25 protein-coding genes and 1 pseudogene are annotated in these 21526 nt (G+C 72.8%); 8 read left to right on the top strand and 18 right to left on the bottom strand.

Features of this window, described 5'->3' with window-relative positions:
• Window position 1 precedes the first annotated feature (1 nt).
• From ACZ6CL_RS36000 to ACZ6CL_RS35940, 13 genes are all read right to left on the bottom strand, one after another.
• On the bottom strand, window positions 2–1093 hold the full coding sequence (locus ACZ6CL_RS36000; RefSeq protein ID WP_468943961.1) for a DUF5937 family protein: 1092 nt from the start codon (window positions 1091–1093) through the stop codon (window positions 2–4).
• 34 nt (window positions 1094–1127) lie between these two features.
• Window positions 1128–1472 (bottom strand): gas vesicle protein K, encoded by a 345-nt coding sequence (locus ACZ6CL_RS35995; protein WP_468943960.1) that lies wholly within the window; start codon window positions 1470–1472, stop codon window positions 1128–1130.
• The gene (locus tag ACZ6CL_RS35990; protein ID WP_055551642.1) at window positions 1450–1641 is read right to left on the bottom strand and encodes a gas vesicle protein; all 192 of its coding nucleotides are present in this window, start codon (window positions 1639–1641) and stop codon (window positions 1450–1452) included. The genes ACZ6CL_RS35995 and ACZ6CL_RS35990 overlap by 23 nt, the downstream gene beginning before the upstream one ends.
• Window positions 1638–2438: a GvpL/GvpF family gas vesicle protein gene (locus ACZ6CL_RS35985; protein ID WP_468943957.1), complete on the bottom strand. Its 801-nt coding sequence runs from the start codon at window positions 2436–2438 to the stop codon at window positions 1638–1640. The genes ACZ6CL_RS35990 and ACZ6CL_RS35985 overlap by 4 nt, the downstream gene beginning before the upstream one ends.
• Window positions 2435–2824, bottom strand: coding sequence for a gas vesicle protein (locus tag ACZ6CL_RS35980; protein ID WP_468943955.1), 390 nt, complete (start codon window positions 2822–2824; stop codon window positions 2435–2437). Before ACZ6CL_RS35980 ends, ACZ6CL_RS35985 begins: the two co-directional genes overlap by 4 nt.
• The gene (gene gvpO, locus ACZ6CL_RS35975) at window positions 2821–3237 is read right to left on the bottom strand and encodes a gas vesicle protein GvpO (protein WP_468943953.1); all 417 of its coding nucleotides are present in this window, start codon (window positions 3235–3237) and stop codon (window positions 2821–2823) included. The genes ACZ6CL_RS35980 and gvpO overlap by 4 nt, the downstream gene beginning before the upstream one ends.
• Before the next feature lie 3 nt (window positions 3238–3240).
• A complete protein-coding gene (locus tag ACZ6CL_RS35970) occupies window positions 3241–3492 on the bottom strand; it encodes a gas vesicle protein GvpG (protein ID WP_468943950.1) in 252 nt (83 codons plus the stop codon).
• A 2-nt stretch (window positions 3493–3494) separates the two neighbouring features.
• Window positions 3495–4289 carry a GvpL/GvpF family gas vesicle protein gene (locus ACZ6CL_RS35965; protein WP_468943948.1) on the bottom strand — a complete coding sequence of 265 codons (795 nt, stop codon included), beginning with the start codon at window positions 4287–4289 and terminating at the stop codon, window positions 3495–3497.
• The gene (gene gvpJ / locus ACZ6CL_RS35960; RefSeq protein ID WP_468943945.1) at window positions 4289–4765 is read right to left on the bottom strand and encodes a gas vesicle protein GvpJ; all 477 of its coding nucleotides are present in this window, start codon (window positions 4763–4765) and stop codon (window positions 4289–4291) included. The genes ACZ6CL_RS35965 and gvpJ overlap by 1 nt, the downstream gene beginning before the upstream one ends.
• A 27-nt stretch (window positions 4766–4792) precedes the next feature.
• The gene (locus tag ACZ6CL_RS35955) at window positions 4793–5719 is read right to left on the bottom strand and encodes an SRPBCC family protein (RefSeq protein ID WP_468943943.1); all 927 of its coding nucleotides are present in this window, start codon (window positions 5717–5719) and stop codon (window positions 4793–4795) included.
• Complete coding sequence (locus ACZ6CL_RS35950; RefSeq protein ID WP_468943940.1) at window positions 5719–6276, bottom strand: hypothetical protein; 558 nt, start codon at window positions 6274–6276, stop codon at window positions 5719–5721. The genes ACZ6CL_RS35955 and ACZ6CL_RS35950 overlap by 1 nt, the downstream gene beginning before the upstream one ends.
• Window positions 6277–6445: 169 nt before the next feature.
• Window positions 6446–7963: a glycerol kinase GlpK gene (gene glpK / locus ACZ6CL_RS35945; RefSeq protein ID WP_468943937.1), complete on the bottom strand. Its 1518-nt coding sequence runs from the start codon at window positions 7961–7963 to the stop codon at window positions 6446–6448.
• A 10-nt stretch (window positions 7964–7973) separates the two neighbouring features.
• A complete protein-coding gene (locus tag ACZ6CL_RS35940; protein ID WP_468943934.1) occupies window positions 7974–8831 on the bottom strand; it encodes an MIP/aquaporin family protein in 858 nt (285 codons plus the stop codon).
• Window positions 8832–9053: 222 nt separating this feature from the next.
• Here ACZ6CL_RS35940 and ACZ6CL_RS35935 point away from each other — a divergent pair, with 222 nt between their 5' ends.
• Window positions 9054–10343: an FAD-binding protein gene (locus tag ACZ6CL_RS35935; protein WP_468943931.1), complete on the top strand. Its 1290-nt coding sequence runs from the start codon at window positions 9054–9056 to the stop codon at window positions 10341–10343.
• An 8-nt stretch (window positions 10344–10351) separates the two neighbouring features.
• Here the strand turns inward: ACZ6CL_RS35935 and ACZ6CL_RS35930 are convergent.
• Window positions 10352–11149 (bottom strand): annotated as a pseudogene (locus ACZ6CL_RS35930) (phosphoketolase family protein); the annotation flags it as partial.
• 100 nt (window positions 11150–11249) lie between these two features.
• Here ACZ6CL_RS35930 and ACZ6CL_RS35925 point away from each other — a divergent pair.
• The 5 genes from ACZ6CL_RS35925 to ACZ6CL_RS35905 all read left to right on the top strand — a co-directional run bounded on the left by ACZ6CL_RS35925 (window position 11250) and on the right by ACZ6CL_RS35905 (window position 15544).
• Complete coding sequence (locus ACZ6CL_RS35925; RefSeq protein WP_468943928.1) at window positions 11250–11861, top strand: CBS domain-containing protein; 612 nt, start codon at window positions 11250–11252, stop codon at window positions 11859–11861.
• Window positions 11858–12769 (top strand): universal stress protein, encoded by a 912-nt coding sequence (locus ACZ6CL_RS35920; RefSeq protein WP_468943926.1) that lies wholly within the window; start codon window positions 11858–11860, stop codon window positions 12767–12769. Before ACZ6CL_RS35925 ends, ACZ6CL_RS35920 begins: the two co-directional genes overlap by 4 nt.
• A 294-nt stretch (window positions 12770–13063) precedes the next feature.
• Window positions 13064–14131, top strand: a complete 1068-nt coding sequence (locus ACZ6CL_RS35915; RefSeq protein ID WP_468943923.1) for an alcohol dehydrogenase catalytic domain-containing protein — start codon at window positions 13064–13066, stop codon at window positions 14129–14131.
• Between the two features lie 6 nt (window positions 14132–14137).
• Entirely contained in the window at window positions 14138–14839 is a 702-nt protein-coding gene (locus tag ACZ6CL_RS35910) for a pyridoxamine 5'-phosphate oxidase family protein (RefSeq protein WP_468943920.1), read from the top strand.
• 36 nt (window positions 14840–14875) lie between these two features.
• Window positions 14876–15544, top strand: a complete 669-nt coding sequence (locus tag ACZ6CL_RS35905) for a CBS domain-containing protein (protein ID WP_468943918.1) — start codon at window positions 14876–14878, stop codon at window positions 15542–15544.
• Between the two features lie 71 nt (window positions 15545–15615).
• Here ACZ6CL_RS35905 and ACZ6CL_RS35900 read toward each other — a convergent pair whose 3' ends face one another.
• Complete coding sequence (locus tag ACZ6CL_RS35900; RefSeq protein WP_468943915.1) at window positions 15616–16197, bottom strand: Rv1733c family protein; 582 nt, start codon at window positions 16195–16197, stop codon at window positions 15616–15618.
• A 200-nt stretch (window positions 16198–16397) separates the two neighbouring features.
• Here ACZ6CL_RS35900 and ACZ6CL_RS35895 point away from each other — a divergent pair, with 200 nt between their 5' ends.
• Complete coding sequence (locus tag ACZ6CL_RS35895; RefSeq protein WP_468943912.1) at window positions 16398–17129, top strand: response regulator; 732 nt, start codon at window positions 16398–16400, stop codon at window positions 17127–17129.
• Window positions 17130–17196: 67 nt separating this feature from the next.
• The gene (locus tag ACZ6CL_RS35890; protein WP_468943909.1) at window positions 17197–18165 is read left to right on the top strand and encodes a hypothetical protein; all 969 of its coding nucleotides are present in this window, start codon (window positions 17197–17199) and stop codon (window positions 18163–18165) included.
• Here ACZ6CL_RS35890 and ACZ6CL_RS35885 read toward each other — a convergent pair.
• From ACZ6CL_RS35885 to ACZ6CL_RS35875, 3 genes are all read right to left on the bottom strand, one after another.
• Window positions 18104–19834 carry a sensor histidine kinase gene (locus ACZ6CL_RS35885; RefSeq protein WP_468943906.1) on the bottom strand — a complete coding sequence of 577 codons (1731 nt, stop codon included), beginning with the start codon at window positions 19832–19834 and terminating at the stop codon, window positions 18104–18106. The genes ACZ6CL_RS35890 and ACZ6CL_RS35885 overlap by 62 nt on opposite strands.
• 303 nt (window positions 19835–20137) lie before the next feature.
• A complete protein-coding gene (locus tag ACZ6CL_RS35880; protein ID WP_468943903.1) occupies window positions 20138–20632 on the bottom strand; it encodes an NUDIX hydrolase in 495 nt (164 codons plus the stop codon).
• A 37-nt stretch (window positions 20633–20669) separates the two neighbouring features.
• Window positions 20670–21440 carry a class I SAM-dependent methyltransferase gene (locus ACZ6CL_RS35875; RefSeq protein WP_468943901.1) on the bottom strand — a complete coding sequence of 257 codons (771 nt, stop codon included), beginning with the start codon at window positions 21438–21440 and terminating at the stop codon, window positions 20670–20672.
• Between the last annotated feature and the right edge of the window lie 86 nt (window positions 21441–21526).

Here is a 21526-nt window from a genome sequence, read left to right as displayed (position 1 = left end):
GTCAGCGCATGATGGTGGCCAGTACGTCCTGTCCCAGCCGGAGCAGGGTGCCGGTGGCCAGCCGGTGGTACACGTACTTGCCCTCGCGCTCGGACTCCACCAGCCCGGCGTCCCGCAGCTGCCGCAGGGTGCGCGAGACGTGCGTATCGTCCAGGCCCAGGCGCTGCGCCAGTTCGGAGGTGGTGATCGGCTCGCCCAGCAGATGGCGGCACAGCTCCATCCGGCCCAGCGAGGCCAGCGCGGACATCCGTTCCCGCAGCTCGCGCTGGGTGAGCTGCCCGTCGACCTGGCCCTCCAGGGCGGCGAACTGCAGCACGACGGGACGGGATTCCTCGTCCTTGACGGTCAGATGCGGCCAGACATGGACGGACGGGATCAGGAAGAGCGGGCGCGGTCCGATGTCGATCTCGGCGACGGCCAGCTTGTCGTAGCGCACCCGCGTACCGCCCTGGGAGACGACCGCGGTGGGGCTGAGCCCGGCCAGCACCTCGGCCAGACCGCTTCTGCGGATATCGGTACGGAACCGCACCACGGCCGCCTCCAGCCGGTCGTGCACCGCACGCCACTCGGCCGCGAAGAACGCGGTGCCGCAGCGCTCCAGGAAGTCGATCAGCCGGGCCCGCATCCCCTCCGGCGAGGCCATCAGCTCATGCGCCAGCTCACCGCGCCGGAACGAGCGCCGCTCGCACTGGGTGATGAAGCGGCAGGCGGCCTCCGGGTCGTACAGCAGGCTGTGCGCGTCGGGCACCCGTTCCCGGAAGCCCAGGACGCCCTGCGCGCACAGCTCCGTGAACTCCTCCAGCGGCAGCTTCTCCAGCAGCCGCAGCTCGTCCTCGAAGGACTGGTCCAGCGGCAGCGCCAGCGGGAACAGCAGACGGCAGCGCAGCCGCGCCCACAGCGGCGACAGGGCACTCATCTCCTGGGTGAGCGGCACGTCGAAGGTCGTGCCCAGGCGGCGCGTCCAGCGCTGGGCCTCGGGGTGGTGGTCGGGCTCGGCCAGGATGTGCAGCACCGACATGAGCTCGGCGAGCGGCGAGCGCCCGACGTGGACGTCGGCCGCTCGCGCTGACCGGAGGTTGAGCGTGATCCCCACCCGCGCAGCGTACCGCCGGACGCGGGCAGGGGGATCAGTCGCGGGGCAGGAGGGGGCCGAGCGGGCCGAGGTCGAGGTTCAGGTCGTCCTCGGTGAGCCCGAAGTGCTCCCTCAGCTCCTCCATGTTCTTCTCCAGCGCCATCAGCGTGAGCCCGAGCTTCTCGATCTGCTCGTCGCTGACGCCTCCCTGGTCGACGCGGCGCAGCGCCTGCCGTTCCATGAGCTGGCGCAGCAGCTCCACGATGGTCAGCACCAGACCGGCCAGGCTCTTGCGGACCGACTCCTCGTCCACGTCGAGCCGACGAGGGCGGTCGGAGCGGTCGTGGGGGGCGCGGCGGTCGTCAGAACGGCGATCGTCAGGGCGGCGCTCGATGCTCATCCTCGTCTTCCATCCGTACGGAAGCGATCAGCGCGCGAAGGGAAATGCGCACCAGATCGATGTCGGCGATGCTCAGCGTGATCTCTCCGGCGATCACGACGCCCCCGGCCAGCACCCGGTCGAGCAGATCGACCAGGGCCACCTCACGCCGTTCGATCGCGTGGGTCACGACGCCTCCTCACGCTCGGGCGGCGCGGTGAACGAGTACGGCGGCCACGGACCGCTCACCTCCAGGTCGACGTCCGCATACCGCTCCCCCAGCGCGGTCACCGCGGCGGTGAACTCCTCCGTCCGGTCGTCCGGAACCAGATAGGAGTTGTTCAGCACCATCCAGCCCTCGTACGCGGCCAGCCGCGCGTCCTGCGGCGGATGGGCGGCGCTCGCCGCGGCCAGCGCGGTGAGGGCGGTGTGGATCTCCTCCGCCCGCTCGGTGGCCCGCAGATGGGCGGTCTCCTTGTCGTCCCGCTGGGCGCGGCGGCGCAGCAGATACGCGGTGCCGGGGGCATCGCCGCCGGAGCCCTCCTCGTCGCCCGGGTCGGGCAGGAAGGCGCGCGGATCGACATACGCCTTGACGCCCCACTCGGTCCGTCCGGCGACCCGCGCCAGCGTGTCCGTGAGGTCGTCCCGCCGCTCCTGGAGCATCGTGCGGACCCGGGCGTCGTCGTGGTAGATCGTGGCGAAGCGCAGCGGAATGACCTGTCCGTATCCGGCCGCTCGGCCGATGACCCGGTGGTGGGCCCTGGCCGCCCGCTCCAGCCAGGGCAGATCCTCCAGGTGGGCGCGCAGCGGCTCCTCACCGAAGTCGGCCAGCGGTACGGAACCCACGACGGCGGCCAGTCCGGCGTTCTCGACCAGGCGCACCGGTTCGTCCGCCACTCCGGTCAGCCCGGGCGGGGCGCCGCCGCTCGCGTCGCGGGTCGCGGTGGTCACCGCGTACAGCCAGGTGGCACGGTCCTCCTCGGTCACGGTTCGTCCTCCCGTCCCCGCTCACCGGCGCGGCGGTCCGCGTCACGGCGGTCCGCGTCGTGGCCGGACTCCAGCTCACCGACGCGCCGCCGCAGCCGCTCGTTCTCGTCCAGGACGTCGCGGGCGCCGGAGGAGAGCGTGGGGTCGTGCTCCCACCAGTCGATGCCCATCTCCTTGGCCCGGTCGACGGAGGCGACCAGCAGCCGGATCTTGATGGTCAGCAGCTCGATGTCCAGCAGGTTGATCTGGATGTCCCCGGCGATGACGATGCCCTTGTCGAGCACCCGCTCCAGGATGTCGGCCAGGCTCGACGACTCCCGGCGGGCCGGTTCCGGCGGGCCGCCCATGCGCCTGCTCGGCACGTTCCAGTCGGCGCCCTGGCTCATGTCCGCTCCTCCGACCTGCCGCGGTAGTAGCGCCGGGCGCGGCGGTACGTCACGAGTTCGCCCTTGTCGTCGACCTCGACCCGGTACTCGGCGAGGATGTCGGTGGAGTCCGGGATGCGGTGGGTCTCCAGCACTTCGACGCCGATGAGCCAGCCGCCGCCCTCATGGCGCTCCACCGAGGTGACGCTCTCCGGGTCGTGTCCGGTCAGGTCGCGCAACTGGCGGGCGGCGCTGCGGGCGGCGGACCGGGCAGTGGTCGCGGGACGGCGGGCGTCGGCCGCACGCTGGTTCTCGGACGTGGGACGCCGGGCGTCGGCGGACCGGCGCCGGTTTTCGGGCGCGGGGCGCCGGGCGCGGCGGGGCCGCTCCCGCTCCTCGCCGTGGTCACGTCCGTCCCGCTCCTCAGGGACCACGGCTCACACCTCCAGGCCCCCGCCGGGCGGGCCGCCGGCCATCAGCCGTCGGACCAGTTCGTCCTCCTGGCGGGCCGCCTCCTCCTCGGTCAGTTCCCCGGATTCCCGCTGCTCCGCGACCTCTTCCAGGCGCTGCTGGATCACCCCGGGGTCGTACAGCTGCCGGTGGGCCTCGTCGTGGAGCTGCTCGGCGATCCAGACGACGCCGCGCACCGGGGCCAGCGGCCAGGTGACCAGTCCGCTGAGCAGTCCCATGGCTATGCGCCTTCCTCGGCCGTTTCCTTGGCCGGGCTCATCGCGTCGGCCACGAAGTCGTACGGGGCCAGGGGGCCCAGCAGACGGATCCTGACCCGGCCGTCCCAGTGCTTGGCCAGTTCCTCGGCGGCCTGCTCGAACGCCGTGCGGCGCTCGTCCTCGACCAGGAAGGAGGCGTTCACCAGCCCTTCGGCGGAGGACGGTTCCGTGCTCACCGAGGCGAGCACGCACGGGCCCAGCCTGCGGTCCACTTCCAGCACGTCGACCGCCCGCTTGGCGGCGATGGCGTCCATGACCAGCTGGCCCAGCTGGATGCGCTGGTCGTACCCGGCCTCTTCCGGCAGCCCCCGCAGCTCCTCGCGGAGCCGTACGGCCTCGGGCTGCTCGGTCAGCACCTCGCGCAGCACCGCGTCCTGTACGTAGCGGGCGCGCACGGTGAACTGGGAGCGGCCGCGCAGCCGGTCGAGGGCGCGCGCGAAGTCCTCGTGCCCCTCGGCGAGCAGTTCACCGGTGACCGCGCTGGTGTCGCGCACCACCGTGCCGAACCGGAACGGCAGCACCGGGGAGGACCTGGCCGCCAGGGCGTCCAGCACCCGGGCGTGGGCGCGCAGATCCTCGGGGGTGCCCAGTGGCTTGTCCACGGGCACCTCGCTGACCACGGCGGCCTGGCCGCCATGGCGCACCAGGGTCACCGCGGCGTCCGGATCGCCCACGCCGCCCAAGTCCCTGACGGCGTCGTCGCTCCGGTCGCCCGGGACGACCCCGTATACGTAGCAGGCACGTCCGTCCTCGGCCATCACCGCTCGCGCTCCCTGCTCGAACTCCGCCGGTGCCGGGGCCGGTCACCGGATTCCCGCCGTGGCGCTTCCTCGCGCTCCCCCGCCTCGTCCTCGAACTTGTCGCTCTCATCGGCCTCGTCGTCGCCCTGGAGCAGATCGGAGACGGTGTCCTTGACGCCTTCCAGGGCGCCCTTGGTCTTCTTCCGCCCGCCGCTCTCCTGGATCTCGTCCATGAGGCCGGGCAGTCCCTTGGTTTCGGTGCCGCTGCGGGCGAGGTCGAGGCGGTTCGTCGCCTCGGCGAACCGCAGATAGGTGTCGACGCTGGCGACGACGATGCGGGCGTCGATGGTCAGGATCTCGATGCCCACCAGGGAGACGCGGACGTACACGTCGATGACCAGTCCCTTGTCCAGGATCAGGTCGACCACGTCGACCAGGGCGCTCGAACTGGCCCGGTCGAGATACTGGCTCTGCTGGCTTGCTACGGTCACCACGCTCACCTGTTCCGGGGACAGGACCCGTCAGCGCCGCGAAGGCTGCGCCCGCTCCTCGTCCTCCTCGGGCTCCTCCTCGTACTCGTCCTCGGGCGGCTCGCCCTCGTCGGGCTCCTCCTCTTCGGCCTCTTCCTCGTCGTGTTCGGACTCCGCCTCGCGGTCCTCCTCCTCCACGACCTCGCCGTCGCGGATCTCTCCGTGCCAGCCCTCGATCTCGTCGGGGTTCAGCAGCACCTCGGCCATCAGATGGCGGCGGAAGTGCTTCAGCTCCAGGCGCACCCGGCGGCCCTGGGCACGCCAGATGTTCCCGGTCCGTTCGAAGAAGCCCTGGGGGTAGTACTGGAGGACGACCATGATCCGGGTCAGCTCGGGGGCCAGCTCATGGAAGGTGATCGCGCCGTTGACATGGCCCTTCTCGGCACGCGACTTCCAGACGATCCGTTTCTCGGGAATCTGCTCGATGATCTCGGCGCGCCACTTGCGGTGCGACCAGAAGACCTGGGCCTTCCACTCCATCTCGGTGTCGGACTCCTGCTGGACGTCCTCGACCTTCTTCATGAAGGTGGGGAAGTCCTCGAACTGGGTCCACAGGTCGTAAGTGAGGTCGATGGGGGCACCGACGTCGATCTCCTCGACGATGTTGGTGACCTTGAGCTTCTTGTCCTTGTCGCCGTCCTTGCCGCCGTCCTTGCCGCCGCCGAGGCCCGGGATGGCTTCCTTGGCTTTGTCCACGGTCTGCTCCTTGACCTGCTGCAATCCGGCCTTGAGCAGCGGCTTCACCGGGAGGTTGAGCCCGGAACCGCCGCCGTCGGCGAGGTTGGTCACCGAGGTCAGGGCCTTCTCGCCGAGTGCGGTGACCAAGTTCTGCGCTTCCTTCATCAGCCGCTCGGTGGGCAGCTCCTTGGCGAGCGTGCCGAGGGCGCCCGTGCGCCCCTCGTCCGGTCCCTCAGCCATCACCGATCACCCTTGTCGCCCTTGTCGCCCTTACTGCTTCTGGTCTCGCCGCCGCGGCCTCCCTCGGACGCGGTCCGCTTCCGGGGCCGATCCGGACGGTCGCCCGACGACCGCGTACGGTCTCCTCGCGACGACTCACCGCGGGACGAACCGCTTCGCGACGACTCACCGCGCGACGAACCGCCTCGCGATGCCTCGCCGCGCGGCCGTCCGCCGTCCCCGCGCCGCTCGTGTTCCTCCTCGTCGTCGGCCTTGTGCCCGTCCGGACCGTGGCCGTTCGGGCGCAGCGACGAGGCGCGCTCCTCCAGCCGGTCGCTCAGCGCGTCCATGCGGTGACTGGCCGCCGACAGCGCCGCCGACCGCCCCGCGGACACCAGCTGGCCGCGCAGCCGCCCGATTTCGGAGGACGCCAGCTCCTGCATGCCGCCCGGGAGGTGTCCGGACGCGAGGCGCCGGCCCGCCGCCATCCCGGCGAGGGTGAGCGCCAAGCCCACCTTGTGGCCACGCCCGAAGAGATAGCCGCCGGTGAACGCGAGTGCCGCCTGGCTGCCCTTCATGATCACTCCTCCTCTCGCCACGCAAGCGATACGCCCATATGGGCTTATTTTCCAAGTATGGTGCATTTCGCCCATTCGGTCATCAGGGGCTGCGCGGCCACCCCCCGGCCCGGACACCGGGCATCCCGGGGCCGCCGACCGGTCCCCCGGCTTCGCCCCGTGGCCGGGGTCAGTCGACCGGGACCCAGTTCAGGGTGCGCTCCACGGCCTTCTTCCAGCCCGCGTAGCCCTCCGCGCGCTGGTCCTCGCTCCACTGGGGCTCCCAGCGCCGGGATTCGCTCCAGTGCGAGCGCAGCTCATCGGTGTCCCGCCAGAAGCCGGTGGCCAGGCCCGCGGCGTAGGCGGCGCCCAGGGCGGTGGTCTCGGCGATGACGGGGCGGCTGACCGGGACGCCGAGGACATCGGCCTGGATCTGCATGCACAGTTCGTTGTCGGTGACACCGCCGTCCACGCGGAGGACGTCGAGGTGGATACCGGAGTCGCGCTCCATGGCCTCCACGACGTCCCGGCTCTGGTAGCAGATGGCCTCCAGGGTGGCGCGCGCCAGATGGCCGTTGGTGTTGTAGCGGGTGAGGCCGACGATGGCGCCGCGGGCGTCGGAGCGCCAGTACGGGGCGAAGAGGCCGGAGAAGGCGGGGACGAAGTACACCCCGCCGTTGTCCTCGACGGTGCGCGCGAGCCGTTCGCTGCCCGGGGCGTCGTCGATGACCTTCATCTGGTCCCGCAGCCACTGGACGGCCGAGCCGGTGACGGCCATCGAGCCCTCCAGGGCGTACACGGCGGGGCTGTCGCCGAACTGGTACGCCACGGTGGTGAGCAGCCCGCTGGTGGAGCGGACCAGCTCGGAGCCGGTGTTCAGGAGCAGGAAGTTTCCGGTGCCGTAGGTGTTCTTGGCCTCGCCGGGGGCGAAGCACACCTGCCCCACGGTGGCCGCCTGCTGGTCGCCGAGGACACCGGTGATGGGGGTGGCGGTGCGCAGCGGGCGGGAGGTGCGGGCCTGGCCGTACGCCTCGGGGTGGGAGGAGGGGTTGATGACGGGGAGCATGGCGCGCGGGATGCCGAAGATGGCCAGCAGCTCGTCGTCCCAGTCGAGGGTCTCCAGGTTCATCAGCATGGTGCGGCTGGCGTTGGTGACATCGGTGGCGTGGATGCCGCCGGAGGGCCCGCCGGTGAGGTTCCACAGCACCCAGGCGTCGGTGTTCCCGAAGAGGGCGTGGCCGGCTTCCGCCGCCTCGCGGACCCCGTCGACGTTCTCCAGGATCCACTTGATCTTGCCGCCGGAGAAGTAGGTGGCGGGCGGCAGTCCGGCCTTGCGGCGGATGGTCTCGCCGTGGCCGTCGCGTTCGAGGGCGGAGGCGATGGTGTCGGTGCGGGTGTCCTGCCACACGATGGCGTTGTAGTACGGCTGACCGCTGCGCGGGTCCCAGATGACGGTGGTCTCGCGCTGGTTGGTGATGCCGATGGCGGCCAGGTCGGCGGGTGAGAGGCCACCGGAGCGCAGCGCGTTCTGCATGACGGAGTTGGTGCGCTCCCAGATCTCCACCGGATCGTGCTCGACCCAGCCCGCGCGGGGCAGGAGCTGGTGGTGTTCGAGCTGGTACCTCGCCACCTCGCCGCCGTCGTGGTTGAAGATCATGAAGCGGGTGCTGGTGGTCCCCTGGTCCACGGCACCGACGAAGTCCGGCATGCCCACTCCTTCAGCTCTCGGGACCCTCGGGGGCCGGGGTGCGGCCCACCTCCTGGGGTCCGGCCGCCGGGAGGAACCGGCTGATCAGGACCTTGTAGAGGGCGGCGCCCAAGAGGCCGCCGACCAGCGGGCCGACGATGGGCACCCAGAAGTAGAGGTTTCCGTACTGGTCCCGCCAGGCGCTGTGGTAGCCGGTGAGGAAACTGGCGAGCCGGGGGCCGAAGTCACGGGCCGGGTTGATGGCGTATCCCGCGTCGGCGCCCCACGCCATGCCGATCGCCACCACGATCAGGCCGATGATGAACGGCGCCAGGTTGGCCTTCGGGGGCTGGTTCAGCAGATCGGTGACGGCGAAGATCAGCAGCACCAGGATCGCGGTGCCGATGATCTGGTCGCGCAGCGCGCCCCACTCGCTGACCGGCAGCACCCCGTTGCCGGGGAGGGTGGAGAACACGAACTGGGTCTTGAAGGTGTGTCCGGGGTCGGCCGCGCCCAGCACCTCGGTGTAGTTCCAGCGCACCAGCAGCGCCGCGACGAACGCGCCGAGGGTCTGCGCCACCACGTACGGTCCCACCTTGTGCCACGGGAAGCCCTTGAACGCCGCCAGCGAGACGGTGACCGCCGGGTTGATGTGCGCGCCGCTGAGCCGTGCCGCCACGTACACGCCGAGGGTGACGCCGAGCCCCCACGCCCAGGCGATGGAGTCGTGGTCGCCGAGCGCGCCGACCGGCTTGGTGAGCGCCCCGCCCGCCACCACCTGGGCCACCACGCCGCAGCCGAAGAGGATGAGGATCATGGTCCCGGCGAATTCGGCACAGAGTTCACCGCGCATCCCGCCACGGGTGCCGGTGTTCTTCTCCTCCGCCATGGCCACCCCTCTCCAGCGGTGTGCGAGCGGCGGTACCGATCGCGTTCGCACCATCGTGTGCGCGGCCCCGGTCCGGCGGCCCGTCCTGCTGCTCCGTACGGGTCACATCGGGCGGCGGCACGGCGGTCTGTACGGATCAGGGGGCGGGCCTGTACCAAGGTCCTTGCCACGTCCCCCCAGGCCCGGAGCGGGCCCGGCCCCCAGCGAGAAGCAGGAGTGCGGATGCTGACCACCGGAGCCACCACCAACTGGGCACGGAACATCACCTTCGGCGCGGCCCGGGTGCACCGCCCGGCCTCACTCGGTGAACTGCGGCGGATCGTGGGCTCCGCCGACCGGGTCCGGGTACTGGGCACCGGCCACTCCTTCAACCACATCGCCGACACCGACGGCGATCTGGTGTCCCTGGAGCGGATGCCACAACGCGTCGAGATCGACCCCGGAGGCGCGACGGCCACCATCGCCGCGGGCATGCGCTACGCCCAGGTGGCCGAGGAGCTGCACCTGGCGGGCTACGCCCTGGCGAACCTCGCATCGCTGCCGCACATCACGGTCGCGGGCGCCTGCGCCACCGCCACCCACGGCTCCGGCAATGTGCAGCGCTGTCTGGCCGCGTCGGTGGCGGGCCTGGAGATCATGGGCCCGGAGGGCGACGTGACCGAGCTGCGCCGGGACACCGGAACCGACCGGCTCTCCGGCGCCGTGGTCGGGCTCGGGGGCCTGGGGGTCGTCACCTCGATGACGCTGGACATCGAGCCCGCGTACGAGGTGGCGCAGTGGGTGTGGACCGGGCTGCCGCTGGACCGGCTGGGCGACAGCTTCGACGAGATCTTCGCCGCCGCGTACAGCGTCAGTGTCTTCACCGACTGGCACTCGGACGAGGGCGTGGTGTGGCTGAAGTGCCGTACGGATCTGCCGGGCCCGCCGGAGCCGGGCCAGCCGTGGCTGGGCGGCCACCCCGCCGAGCGCCACCACCACCCGGTGCCCGCGATGCCACCGCTGCACTGCACCGAGCAGTTGGGCTCGCCCGGGCCGTGGCATGAGCGACTGCCGCACTTCCGGCCGGACTTCACCCCCAGCAACGGGGACGAGCTGCAGTCGGAGCTGATCCTCCCGCGCACCGCCGCCACCGAGGCCTTCGCGGCGCTGCGCGGCCTCGGGGACCGGATCGCGCCCGTGGTCCAGGTCTCCGAGGTGCGCACGGTGGCGGCGGACGAGCTGTGGCTGAGCCCCGCGTACGGCCGGGACTGTGTGGCCCTGCACTTCACCTGGGTGCCGGACCACGCCGCGGTCATCGAGGTGGTGGCCGCGATGGAGGAGGAGCTGCTGCCGCTGGGGGCGCGGCCGCACTGGGGCAAGCTCACGGCGGCCTCGCCGGAGCGGATCGTGGCCTCGTACGAGCGGGCCGCCGACTTCGGGCGGCTGCTGGCCGACCACGACCCCGCGGGGAAGTTCCGCAACGCCTTCCTGGACGGCTACTTCCCGGCGGACTCCTGGCGAGCTTCCCGGTAGACCTCCGGCTAGCCGGTCCAGGACCACTCCGCGACCTCGGGCATATCGGTGCCGTGGTCGCGGATCCACTGGTGGTGGCGGGCGCGGGCGTCCTGCATCCGCTGCCGTACGGACACGGCGCGCACCGCGGGTCCCGGGGTGCGGTCGATGACGTCCATGACCAGGCGGTAGCGGTCGAGGTCGTTGCGGACCACCATGTCGAACGGTGTGGTGCCGGTCTCCTGGTAGCCGCGCACACGCAGATGCGGGTGGACGGTGCGCCGGTAGGTCAGCCGGTGCACCAGCCACGGATAGCCGTGGTAGGCGAAGATGACCGGCCGGTCGCGGGTGAACAGGGCGTCGAGCCGGTTGGAGGAGGTCTCGTCGGGGCCGACGAGGCGGAAGTCACGGCGGTCGGCGGTGTCCTCCATGATCTGCTCCAGCAGCCCACCGAGGACCCGGGTCGGCTCGTGCAGGGTGGCGCCGGGCTTGTCGACGGGCACCGCGTACCGCGCCAGGTCGGGCATGGGCAGATCGCGCAGCAGCAGTCCGCCGTTGGCGTGTGGATTGGCGCCGAGCCGCCGGTCGCCCTCGGGTACGCAGGCCAGGACGTCCGGGTACGGACGCCCCTGGTCGTCGAACAGCTCCTCGGGACGGTACGAGCGCAGCCACCGCTCCAGCTGCCGCAGATGCTCCGGGTTCTCCCGGACGGCCGGCAGCGGCACCTGGTGGGCGCGCCAGTGGGCGTCGAGGGCGCGCAGTTCGTGCTCGGTGGGGGCGGTGGGGGCGTTCGGCGCCGTCGTCGCTACGCCCCCTTTTGCCGGTCGGGTCACGGTCGGGCCCGGGCCGTTCGGCCCGGACCCGACCCCGGGCAGCCCAAGTGGGCGGGCGGGCGGCCGGTGGAGGCTGGTCCGCGAGGAGGCGGGGATGAAGCATCGCAAAATCGGCAACGTGATGACCGACGACGTCATCCGGGTCGGCCACGGGGCCTCGTCCGAGGAGGCCGGGGCGCTGCTCGCACGGCACCGGATCGGCGGGCTGCCGGTGGTGGACGAGGACGACAAGGTCGTCGGCGTGATCACGGGCACCAATCTGGCCCACACCGGTCCCGCGACGGCCGGGCAGCTGATGTCCCGCCCCGCCGTCACCGTCCGCCCGCAGGACACCATCGTCGACGCCGCCCGCTCCATGGCGCGCCACCGGGTGGAGCGGCTGCCCGTCGTCGACGAGGAGGACCGGCTGATCGGCATCGTCACCCGCCGCGATCTGCTCCGCGTCTTCCTCCGCCCGGACGACGAGATCCGCGCGGAGGTCATCGACGAGGTGCTGGTGCGGTCCCTGTGGCTCGGGCCGCACGCCGTCGGGGTGACCGTCACCGATGGCGTCGTAAGGCTGGAGGGGGAGCTCGACCGGCACAGCGAGATCCCGATCGCGGTACGGATGGCCGCGCAGGTGGACGGGGTGGTGGCGGTCGTGGACCGCCTCACCTACCGCGTCGACGACTCCCGTACGGCGGCCCCCTCGGGCGGTGCGTCATGACCGACCCCGTGCGGCCGGCGTCGTGGAACGGCGGCCGGGTCGTGGTCGGTCTGGACGGCTCCGACAGTGCCTGGCAGGCCCTGGACCGGGCCGTCGGCGAGGCGCGGCGGCGCGGCGCCACGCTGGAGATCGTGCACGCCTGGCCCTGGGCGCGGACCGATCCGCTCGCCTTCGACGCGGACACCGAGCCACAGCGGCCCCCGGTCGAGGTCGCCCGGACCGTCCTGCGGCTGGCCATGGCCCGGGCCGCCGAGCAGGACCCGGAACTGCGGGTCGTCCCCACCCTCACCCCGCAGGACGCGGTGCCCGAACTGCTGCGGATCGGCGAACGCGCCTCGCTCATCGTCATCGGCACCCGGGGGCTGGGCGGCTTCACCGGGCTGCTGCTGGGCTCGGTCGGCCTGCGGCTGGCCGCCCACACCCACCGTCCGCTGCTGGTCGTACGCGGCGACACCCCGGCACCCGCGTACGGGCCCGAGGGCCACGGCAAGGTGCTGGTCGGCGTGGAGAGCGGCGCGGACGAGGCGGCGGCCCGGTACGGCTTCGAGGACGCGATCCGCCGCGGCGCGCGCCTGCGCGTGCTGTACGCCTGGGCCCGTCCCCGCCTCTTCGCGGGCGACCACGCCCTCCCCTCCCGCGAGGCCGTGGCCCTGCGGGCCGAGCGGGACCAGGAGGTCACGTACCGCGTGGTGGCCGCGCTGCGCGAGGAGTTCGGCACGGTGCGCGTGCAGGAACACACGCCCCACACCGCCCCGGCCCAGGCCCTGGTGGAGGCGTCGCGAGCGGCGGACGTCCTGATCCTGGCGGTGCAACGCCGAACGGCCCGCCTGGGCATGCAACTGGGCCCGGTGACCCACGCGGTCCTCCACCACGCCCACTGCCCGGTGGTCCTGGTCCCGGTGGGCTGACGGGTGATGCGCCCGAGGGGTCAGGGTCCGGGGCGGAGCCCCGGCGGGGGTGTGGGGCGGAGCCCCCACCGGCGGCCGGGGCCGGTTGGGCCGGTTGACCTGGGGTGGGGCCGGTTGGCCCTAGGCGACGGGTGGGGGCCTCGTGGTCGGCTGGAAGCGGCACCGGGGGCATTCGACACGACGCGGAGAAGCGGACCGGCAAGCACTCACCGCGCACCGCGCACCGCGCAATCCGGGCCCACGAGAAGCGGGCGGCCCCCGGCGCCGCGACGCCCCGCACGAGAGGAAGTGGCCATGAAAGCACTCGTCTTCCAGGGTCAAGGGCTGACCTCCTGGCAGGACGTGCCCGACCCCGGCATCGAGGACGCCACCGACGCTATCGTCCGTGTCGACACGGTCACCATCTGCGGCACCGATCTGCACATCCTCAAGGGCGAGGTGCCGGACGTCCGGCCCGGTACGGTCCTCGGTCACGAGGCCGTCGGCGAGGTCGTCGAGACGGGCCGTGAGGTGCGCGGCGTACGTCCCGGGGACCGGGTGCTGGTGTCGTGCATCTCGGCCTGCGGCCACTGCCGGTTCTGCCGGGAGCGCGCGTACGGGCAGTGCCGTGGCGGCGGGGGCTGGATCCTGGGGCGTTCGATACACGGCACGCAGGCCGAGTACGTCCGGGTGCCGTTCGCCGATCTGTCCACGCATCCGCTGCCCGCGGCGGCGGACGCCCAGTACGCGGTGCTGCTGGCGGACGTGTTCCCCACCGCCTACGAGGTGGGCGTGCTCAACGGCCGGGTCTCGCCGGGCGACACGGTGGCCGTGGTCGGCGCGGGCCCGGTGGGACTCGCCGCGATCGCCACCGCCGAGTACTTCTCCCCCGGCCGCATCATCGCCGTCGACCTCGCCCCCTCCCGGCTCGACGCGGCCAAGCAGGTCGGCGCCGACGCGGTGGCGGACGCCGCCGAGGAGCCCGAGCGGCTGATCGACGACCTCACCGAGGGGCTGGGCGCCGATGTGGTGATCGAGGCCGTGGGGACGCCGCGGAGCTTCGAGATCTGCACCCGCATGGTGCGCCCGGGCGGACGGATCGCCAACGTCGGCGTACACGCCCGGCCCGCGACGCTGCACCTCGAAGAGCTGTGGAAGAAGAACATCACGATCACGACCGGGCTGGTCGACACGTACTCCACGCCCACGCTGCTGTCCATGCTGGCGGCGGGCCGGCTGCCCGCGTCCTCGCTCATCACCCACCTGTTCGAACTCGACCAGATGGAGGAGGCGTACGACGTGTTCGCCCGGTCCGCCGACACCGGCGCCCTCAAGGTGGCGATCGGCGGACACCATCCACCCCTGGTCACCCGAGGGAAGTGAACGGCGATGGCCGAAGCATCGAGGACGGCTCACGCGGACACCCGGCCGGTCGGCGACGGAGGCGGCGGCGACCTCGGCCGCCGGGTGGCGCTGCGGCGCGAACAGCTCGGCCTCTCCCGGGCGGCTCTGGCCGCGCGGGCGGGCACCTCGCCGGGCTATGTGCGCTACGTGGAGGAGTACCCCGCCGATCCGGGCGCCGGAGTCCTGCTCCGGTTCGCCGCGGCGCTGGAGACCAGCGCGGCCGAACTGCACGGCGGCACCGCCGTGTCACCGCCCGGCCTCGGCAGGGCCGCGTCCCACGCCGACCTGCTGGAGCTGAGCCCGCGCGAGTGCCGGGAGCTGCTCGCCACGCACGGCGTGGGCCGGATCTCGGTCTCCACCGCGCCGGGCCCGGCCATCGTGCCCGTCAACTACGGCGTCGTGGACGACGCGGTGGTGTTCCGGACCGCGCCCGACGCCACACCGGCGGCCGCGGCGGGCGCCGAGGTGGCCTTCGAGGTGGACCACATCGACGAGGCACTCAGCGAGGGCTGGAGCGTGCTCGTGGTGGGCCGCGCGCAGCGGGTCACCGACCCGGCGGCGGTACGGCGGCTGGACGACGCCGCTTACACCCCGCCGTGGCCGGGCGGCGGCCGCGACCTGTGGCTGCGCATCGAGCCCGAGCGCGTCACCGGCCGCCGGATCCGGACGTACGGCGGCTCGGGTTGACCCAGCGCTGAGACAGCACTCAGACAGGAGGATTCCGTGTCCCGGACCGCGCGCATCGTGAGCGATGTGATGACCCATACCGTCGTCGCCGTCGGCCGCGAGGCGCCGTTCAAGGAGATCGTCAGGACGCTGGAACAGTGGAAGGTGAGCGCCCTGCCCGTGCTGGCGGGCGAGGGCCGGGTCATCGGGGTGGTGTCCGAGGCGGATCTGCTGCCCAAGGAGGAGTTCCGGGACAGCGATCCGGCACGGCTGGCCCAGTTGCGCGACCTCCCGGGCATCGCCAAGGCGGGCGCGGTGAGCGCGGGTGAGCTGATGACGAGCCCGGCCATCACGGTGCACGCGAACGCGACGCTCGCCGAGGCGGCCCGGATCATGACCCACCGGCGGGTCAAGCGGCTTCCGGTGGTCGACGCCGAGGGACGGCTGGAGGGCATCGTCAGCCGCGCCGATCTGCTGAAGGTGTTCCTGCGGCCGGACGAGGAGATCGAGGACGAGGTGCGCCGCGAGGTGGTGGCGCATCTCTTCCCGGCGCCGGATCAGGCGGTCGAGGTGCGGGTGAGCGAAGGCGTGGTCACCCTCACCGGGCATGTCCGGGACGCCGTGCTGATCCCGGCCGCGGCCCGGCTGATCCGGGCGGTCGAGGGCGTCGTGGACTTCGACAACCAGCTGACCACCGCCCATCTGACGGCGGGGCCACCGGCCTGAGGATCGTAAAGGACCGCCTACGGGCTGCTTCACGTGTGGCGGCTCCACGCGTGGCGGAACATGTGGCGGCTTCACGTGTGGCGGCGCGTCCAGCGGGGCCCGACCTCGGCCCACGCCCGCTCCCACTCACGCTCCCGGCCGCGGTCCAGCCGCCACCGCACCACCCCACGGCCCGCCAGCGACACCAGGCACACCCCCGCCGACGCCGACGCCCCGGCCAGCGTGGCCCGGGTCGCCGCCTGCCGCTCCGTGGGCGGGTCGGAGACGAGACGGCCACGGTCATCGGTCCACACCCTGGTGGCCGTACCGGCCCGCTTGCCCTCGTCGACCCGCGCCGTGCCGGTGTGCACGACACCGTCGGGTCCGGTCCACCGCACCTCGGCGCGTACCCGGGCGGTGTCCGTGCCGTCGGCTGCGGGCAGCGCGGCGGGCGCGTTCTCCAGCAGCACCGCGGGCACCCGGTGCCGGTCCGCGCGCTCCTGCCGCAGGCCGTCCGCCACGGCGTCGCCGGTCGCGACGCCCGCCGCCGGGCCGCCGACCACCATCACCAGGCCGGTCACCAGGACCACCCAGGCTTCCACCACGTCCGAGCGGCGTTTGAGGGGATTGCGCCGCCATCGCCACAACCACCGCCCCCGCACGTTCGTGCCCATGATTCAGACCGTGGCACGCGCGCGGAGGTAAGACGAGGGCCGTGCAGCCCTCTCCTCCGGGGGCCTTTCGGTCCCGTCGCGGCCGTGCGGGGGCCCGTTCGGCCCTGGTGCGGCGCGGGGCGGATGCGCCACGCTCGACAACCGGGGGCCGGGCGGACGGACGGACGCAGCGGGACGAGCGGACGAGCGGCGAGGGCGCCATGACCGAGACCTGGGCCGGGACACGGGTGACACCACCGGCGCCCATCAGGGTGTTCCTGCTCGACGACCACGAGGTGGTACGGCGCGGGCTGCACGATCTGCTGGACGCCGAGCCGGACATCGAGGTCGTCGGCGACGCGGGCACGGTGGACCACGCGCTGGCCCGGGGCCCGGCGCTGCGGCCCGACGTGGCCATCCTGGACGTCCGGCTGCCGGACGGGGACGGCATCACGGTCTGCCGGGAACTGCGTTCCCGCATGCCGGGGCTGGCCTGTCTGATGCTCACCTCGTTCGACGACGACGATGCGCTGCTGGACGCGATCATGGCCGGGGCCGCGGGCTATGTCCTCAAGCAGATCAAGGGGTCCGACCTGGTCTCCGCCGTACGGACCGTCGCGTCCGGCCAGTCGATGCTGGACCCGGCCACCACCGCGCGGCTGATGCGGAGCCTGCGCGGCGACACCGCCCCGCAGGAGCCCCGGGACGAGGCGCTGGCCGGGCTGTCGCCGCGCGAGGGGGAGATCCTGGCGCTGATCGGCGAGGGGCTGACCAACCGGCAGATCGGCAAGCGGCTCTTCCTGTCCGAGAAGACGGTCAAGAACCACATCTCACGGCTGCTGGCCAAGCTGGGCGTCGAACGCCGCGTCCAGGCCGCCGTCCTGGCCAGCCACACGCCCCCGTCCCCGCCTCCGGCGCAGGCTCCCGACACCCGTCCCGCCCCGCCCCGCTGACCCTGTCCCCGCTCCGCTGACCTGACCCCACTCCGACCATCGGCCCGCCCCCGGCGAGGAGAAGACCATGCAGCCCGCAGTACTGGACGCGGCGACGCTGGAGAAGCTGATCTCCGCCGCCGTCGCGGCTCCGTCGATGCTCCACACCCAGCCGTGGCGGTACCGGCTGAACCCGGACACCGTCACCCTGGAGGTCCGGGCCGCCCCGGAGCGCGGGCTGCGGCAGGCCGATCCCATGGGGCGGGCGCTGTGCGTCTCCGCCGGGGCCGCGGTGTGCAATCTGCGCGTGGCCGTGGCCCACTTCGGCTGGGAGCCGGTGGTGCGGCTGCTGCCGCACCGCTCCCAGCCGGACCTGCTGGCCACCGTACGGCTGGCCCTGTCCCCGCACACGGCCGCCCCGCACCCCGACGGCGCCCACCCCACCACCCTGTACGACATGATCTGGCGGCGACCCGGCGGCCGGTTCCCGTTCCCGGGGCGCCGTCTGCCGCCACGGGAGCTGGGCGCGTTCACCGAGGCCGCGCGCCTGGACGGGGCGTCGCTGTATCCGGCGGGCCCCGAGGAGACCGCGCGGCTGCTGGAGCTGACCGCGGAGGCCGAGCGGCGCAGCGCCGATGACCACCGCCACGGGCAGGGGGCGGGCGACTGCCGGGGGCGCGACAGCGGTCCGTACGGCATCGCCAAGGGCCTCCCCGTGACCGCGGTCGTCGAGAGCAGGCCGACGATCGCCGTGCTCACCACCGCCCACGACCGGCGCGCCGACTGGCTGCGGGCGGGCCAGGCGCTGGAGCACGTCCTGCTGCTGGCGACGGCGCACGGCATCCGGGCCTCGCTGCTGCACCAGGCGCTGGAGTGGTCCGATCTGCGCTGGGCGCTGAGCGACGGGCGGCGCGCGCCCGGCCATGTCCAGATGATGATCCGGCTGGAAGGTGTCAGCGCTCCGGAAACGGGCGGCAACGGCTCGGAAACGAGCGTCAGCGCTCCGGAAGGGGCACGTCCCACACCAGCCGGGTGCCCCCGTCCCGGGGCGCGCTGAGGTCCAGCCGCCCGCCCAGCTTCTCGGCGCGCTCCGCGAGGTTGCGCAGACCGCTGCGGCGGCCGCCGTCCGGGATGCCGACGCCGTTGTCCGTCACGGTCAGGGCCAGCCGTGCGCCCCGTACGATCAGCGTCACCTCGGCGGCGTGCGCCCGGGCGTGCCGGGCCACGTTGGACAGCGCCTCGGCGAGCACCGCGACCATGTCGTCCGCGACCGGCCGCGGCACATCGGTGTCGACCAGGCCCTCGGTGCGCAGCGCGGGGGTGAAGCCGAGCGCGGGCACCGCCTCCTCGATGGTCTTGGCGGTACGGACGCGCAGCCCCTGCACCGAGGGACCCGCCTCGTGGGAGCGCAACCCGAAGATCGTGGAGCGGATGATCTTGATGGTGTCGTCGAGGTCGTCCACCACCCGCAGCAACCGTTCGGAACCCTCCGGGTGCTGGACGAAGCGCAGGGTGCTCTGGAGCGTCATCCCGGCCGCGAACAGCCGCTGGATGGCCAGGTCGTGGAGGTCGCGGGCGATACGGTCGCGGTCCTCCAGCAGGGCGAGCTGTTCGGCGTCGCGCCGTCGCTCGGCCAGCTTCATGGCGAGCGCCGCCTGACCCGCGAAGCCGAGCAGGGTGTCCGTCTCGATCTGGGTGAAGGCGGGGCTGCGTTCCGTACGGGCGAGGGAGAGGACGCCGCCGACCCCGTCGCTGGTGCGCATGGGGACCGCGACGGCCGGGCCGAGGCCGTTCCAGCGTTGGGGGCCGACCGTGATCCGGGGGTCGTTCGCGACATCGGTACTGGTGACCGGCTCGGACGCGGTGAAGGCGGCTCCGGCGAACGTGCCCTCGCGGGGCAGCACCAGACCGCGGTGCGCCTCGGCGTCGGTGCCGGACGCCAGCGCGACCTGGAGGGAGTCGGAGCCGGTGACGGGCAGCATCAGCACGCCCAGGTCGGCGGAGAGGATGCGGCGGGCGTGGTCGACGATCAGCTCCAGCACCCCGGTCTCGTCCACGCCGGACAGCAGGTTGTTGGTGACCTCGGCGTTCGCCTCCAGCCAGTGCTGGCGGTGCCGGGCCTCCTCGTACAGCCGGGCGTTCTCGATGGCGACCCCGGCGGCCACCGCGAGGGTGGACAGCACCGTCTCGTCCTCGCCGTCGAACTCCTTGCCCCCGCGCTTCTCGGTGAGGTAGAGGTTCCCGAACACCTCCTCCCGCACCCGGATGGGCACGCCCAGGAAGGAGTGCATCGGCGGATGGCCGGGCGGGAATCCGTACGAGGCGGGGTGCTCGGACAGCTCGGCCAGCCGCAGCGGCTCGGGGTGGCGGATCAGCTCGCCGAGGATGCCGTGCCCGGCCGGGAGCGAGCCGATCGCCTCGCGCTGCTCCTGACTGACGCCCACCGGCAGGAACTCGGCCAGCCGCTGTTCGTCGCCGACGACAGCCAGGGCCCCGTACTCGGCGTCCACCAGCACCACCGCGGCCTCGACGATGCGCCGCAGCACCTGGCGCAGATCCAGCTCGCGGCCCACCGAAAGAACCGCTTCGAGCAGGCTGTGCAGCCGGTCCTGGGTGCCGCGCACGGCGTCGATGCGTACCTGAAGCTCCTCCAGCAGCTCGTCCAGGCGCAGCCGGGGCAGGTACTCGGAACTCCTCGCGCCTCGCGTATCCCTCGCGTTCTCCATGGTCACCGCGCCTCCGTCGGCCCCACCGCGCCCGGCGGGGCATTCCGCACGGTCCTCCCCTTCACGGTAGCCGCGCTCGGCGGGGCGGCGAGTCCTGTCCGATGCCTTGGCCCGATGAAATGCGTTGACTAATGTGCGGACCTGTTGATTTTGGAGCGTTTCTCACCCATAGAAGGGTGAACCACCAGATGTCCCGACGCCCCCGTCTCCCCCGGCTCGCCGCCCTGGCTCTCGCCTTAGTGCTCGCCGCACTCGCCTCCTGCGGAACGTGACGGCACCGGCGGCGGATGGCGCGGACCCCGGTCACCCGGCCGGGGAGCCCGCGCCGTCCGCCCCCCGGACCAGCTCTGCGAGCCGGTCGAGGAAGAGCTGCTGCTTCGCGATGATCTTCGTACGGGCCAGGTCGAGGTCCAGCCAGGCGACCCGGTCGATCTCGGGGAACTCCCGTGTGCGGCCGGATCCGCGCGGCCATTCCATGGCGAACGTGCCGGGGGTGATCCGCTCCGGGTCGAGGTCGCCCGCCAGGGCCCAGACCGTGACCAGCTTGCCGCCGGTCTGCCGTACGGTGCCCAGCGGACGGAGGTCGCCCACGGGCGGCGGCAGCCCCAGCTCCTCCTGGAACTCGCGCCGCGCGGCGGCCTCGGGAAGCTCGTCCTCCTCGTACTCGCCCTTGGGTACGGACCACGCGCGCTCGTCCCGGGCGGCCCAGAACGGCCCGCCCATATGACCCAGCAGGACCTCGGTGGCCGGGCTCGTCCCGCGGTACAGGAGGATCCCGGCGCTGCGTTTACCCGTCACAGTGCCAGTGTGCGCCGGAACGCGCGGGCTGCCGCGCTCAGCGCTTCACGGCGTATCCGAGGTAGGTGACCAGCGGCCGGGCGTCCGGGGCCAGGACGAACCCGGCCAGCGGCGGGATCTGCTCATCGGTGATCCGGCCCCGGCGGCGGGCGACGGTGGCCTTGATGAGGCCGCGCGGGTCCCGGGGGCGGAAGTCGCAGATGTCCTCGTCACGCAGGCCGTGCCGGTCGAGCGCGGCGGTCAGCTCGGCGGGGGTGCGCAGCCGGGCGGCGGTGTAGCGGCCCGCGGGCATGATCCGGGTGAGCGGGAGGCGCTGGAAGGCGCCGAGGTAGATGAGCCGGGACAGCGGGGTGCGGTTGACGGTGTCGTAGACGAGGACGCCGCCGGGGCGCAGCACGCGGGCGGCCTCCGCGAGCGCCCGGTCGAGATCGGGGGTGATCTCGAAGGTGTCCGCGTAGTAGGCGAGGTCGAACGAGGCGTCCGCGAGGCCCAGTTCCCCGGCGGGCGCGGTCCGGTAGTCGACGGCGGGGTGGCCGTGCGGGTGGGTCTCGCGGGCGACGCGGGTGGCGGCGGCGGACGGGTCGACGGCGGTGACGCCGAAGCCGAGCCCGGCCAGACCGCGCGCCAGCAGCCCCCGGCCGCTGCCCACGGCCAGGGCCCGGCGCCCTGCGGGGGTCCGGCCGAGGGCGGCGAGGGTGGTGCATACGTAGGACAGGCGGCACTCCTGGAAGGCCACGGCCCTGATCTGGCGGCCGTCGACGGCCTCGGGCGAGCGTGCGTCCAGCTCGACGCGCGGGGTGGCGGCCATGGTCTTCCTCCGTCGCGGGGGTGGGTTCCCTGAGGGAATTCATGAGTTCCCTCGGGGAACTTAACACCTCGGGTTCCCTGGGGGAA

The organism is Streptomyces sp. NPDC041200, from assembly GCF_055591805.1.
The sequence above is the reverse complement of the archived record's forward strand: the minus strand, read 5'-3'. Positions and strand labels throughout refer to the sequence as shown.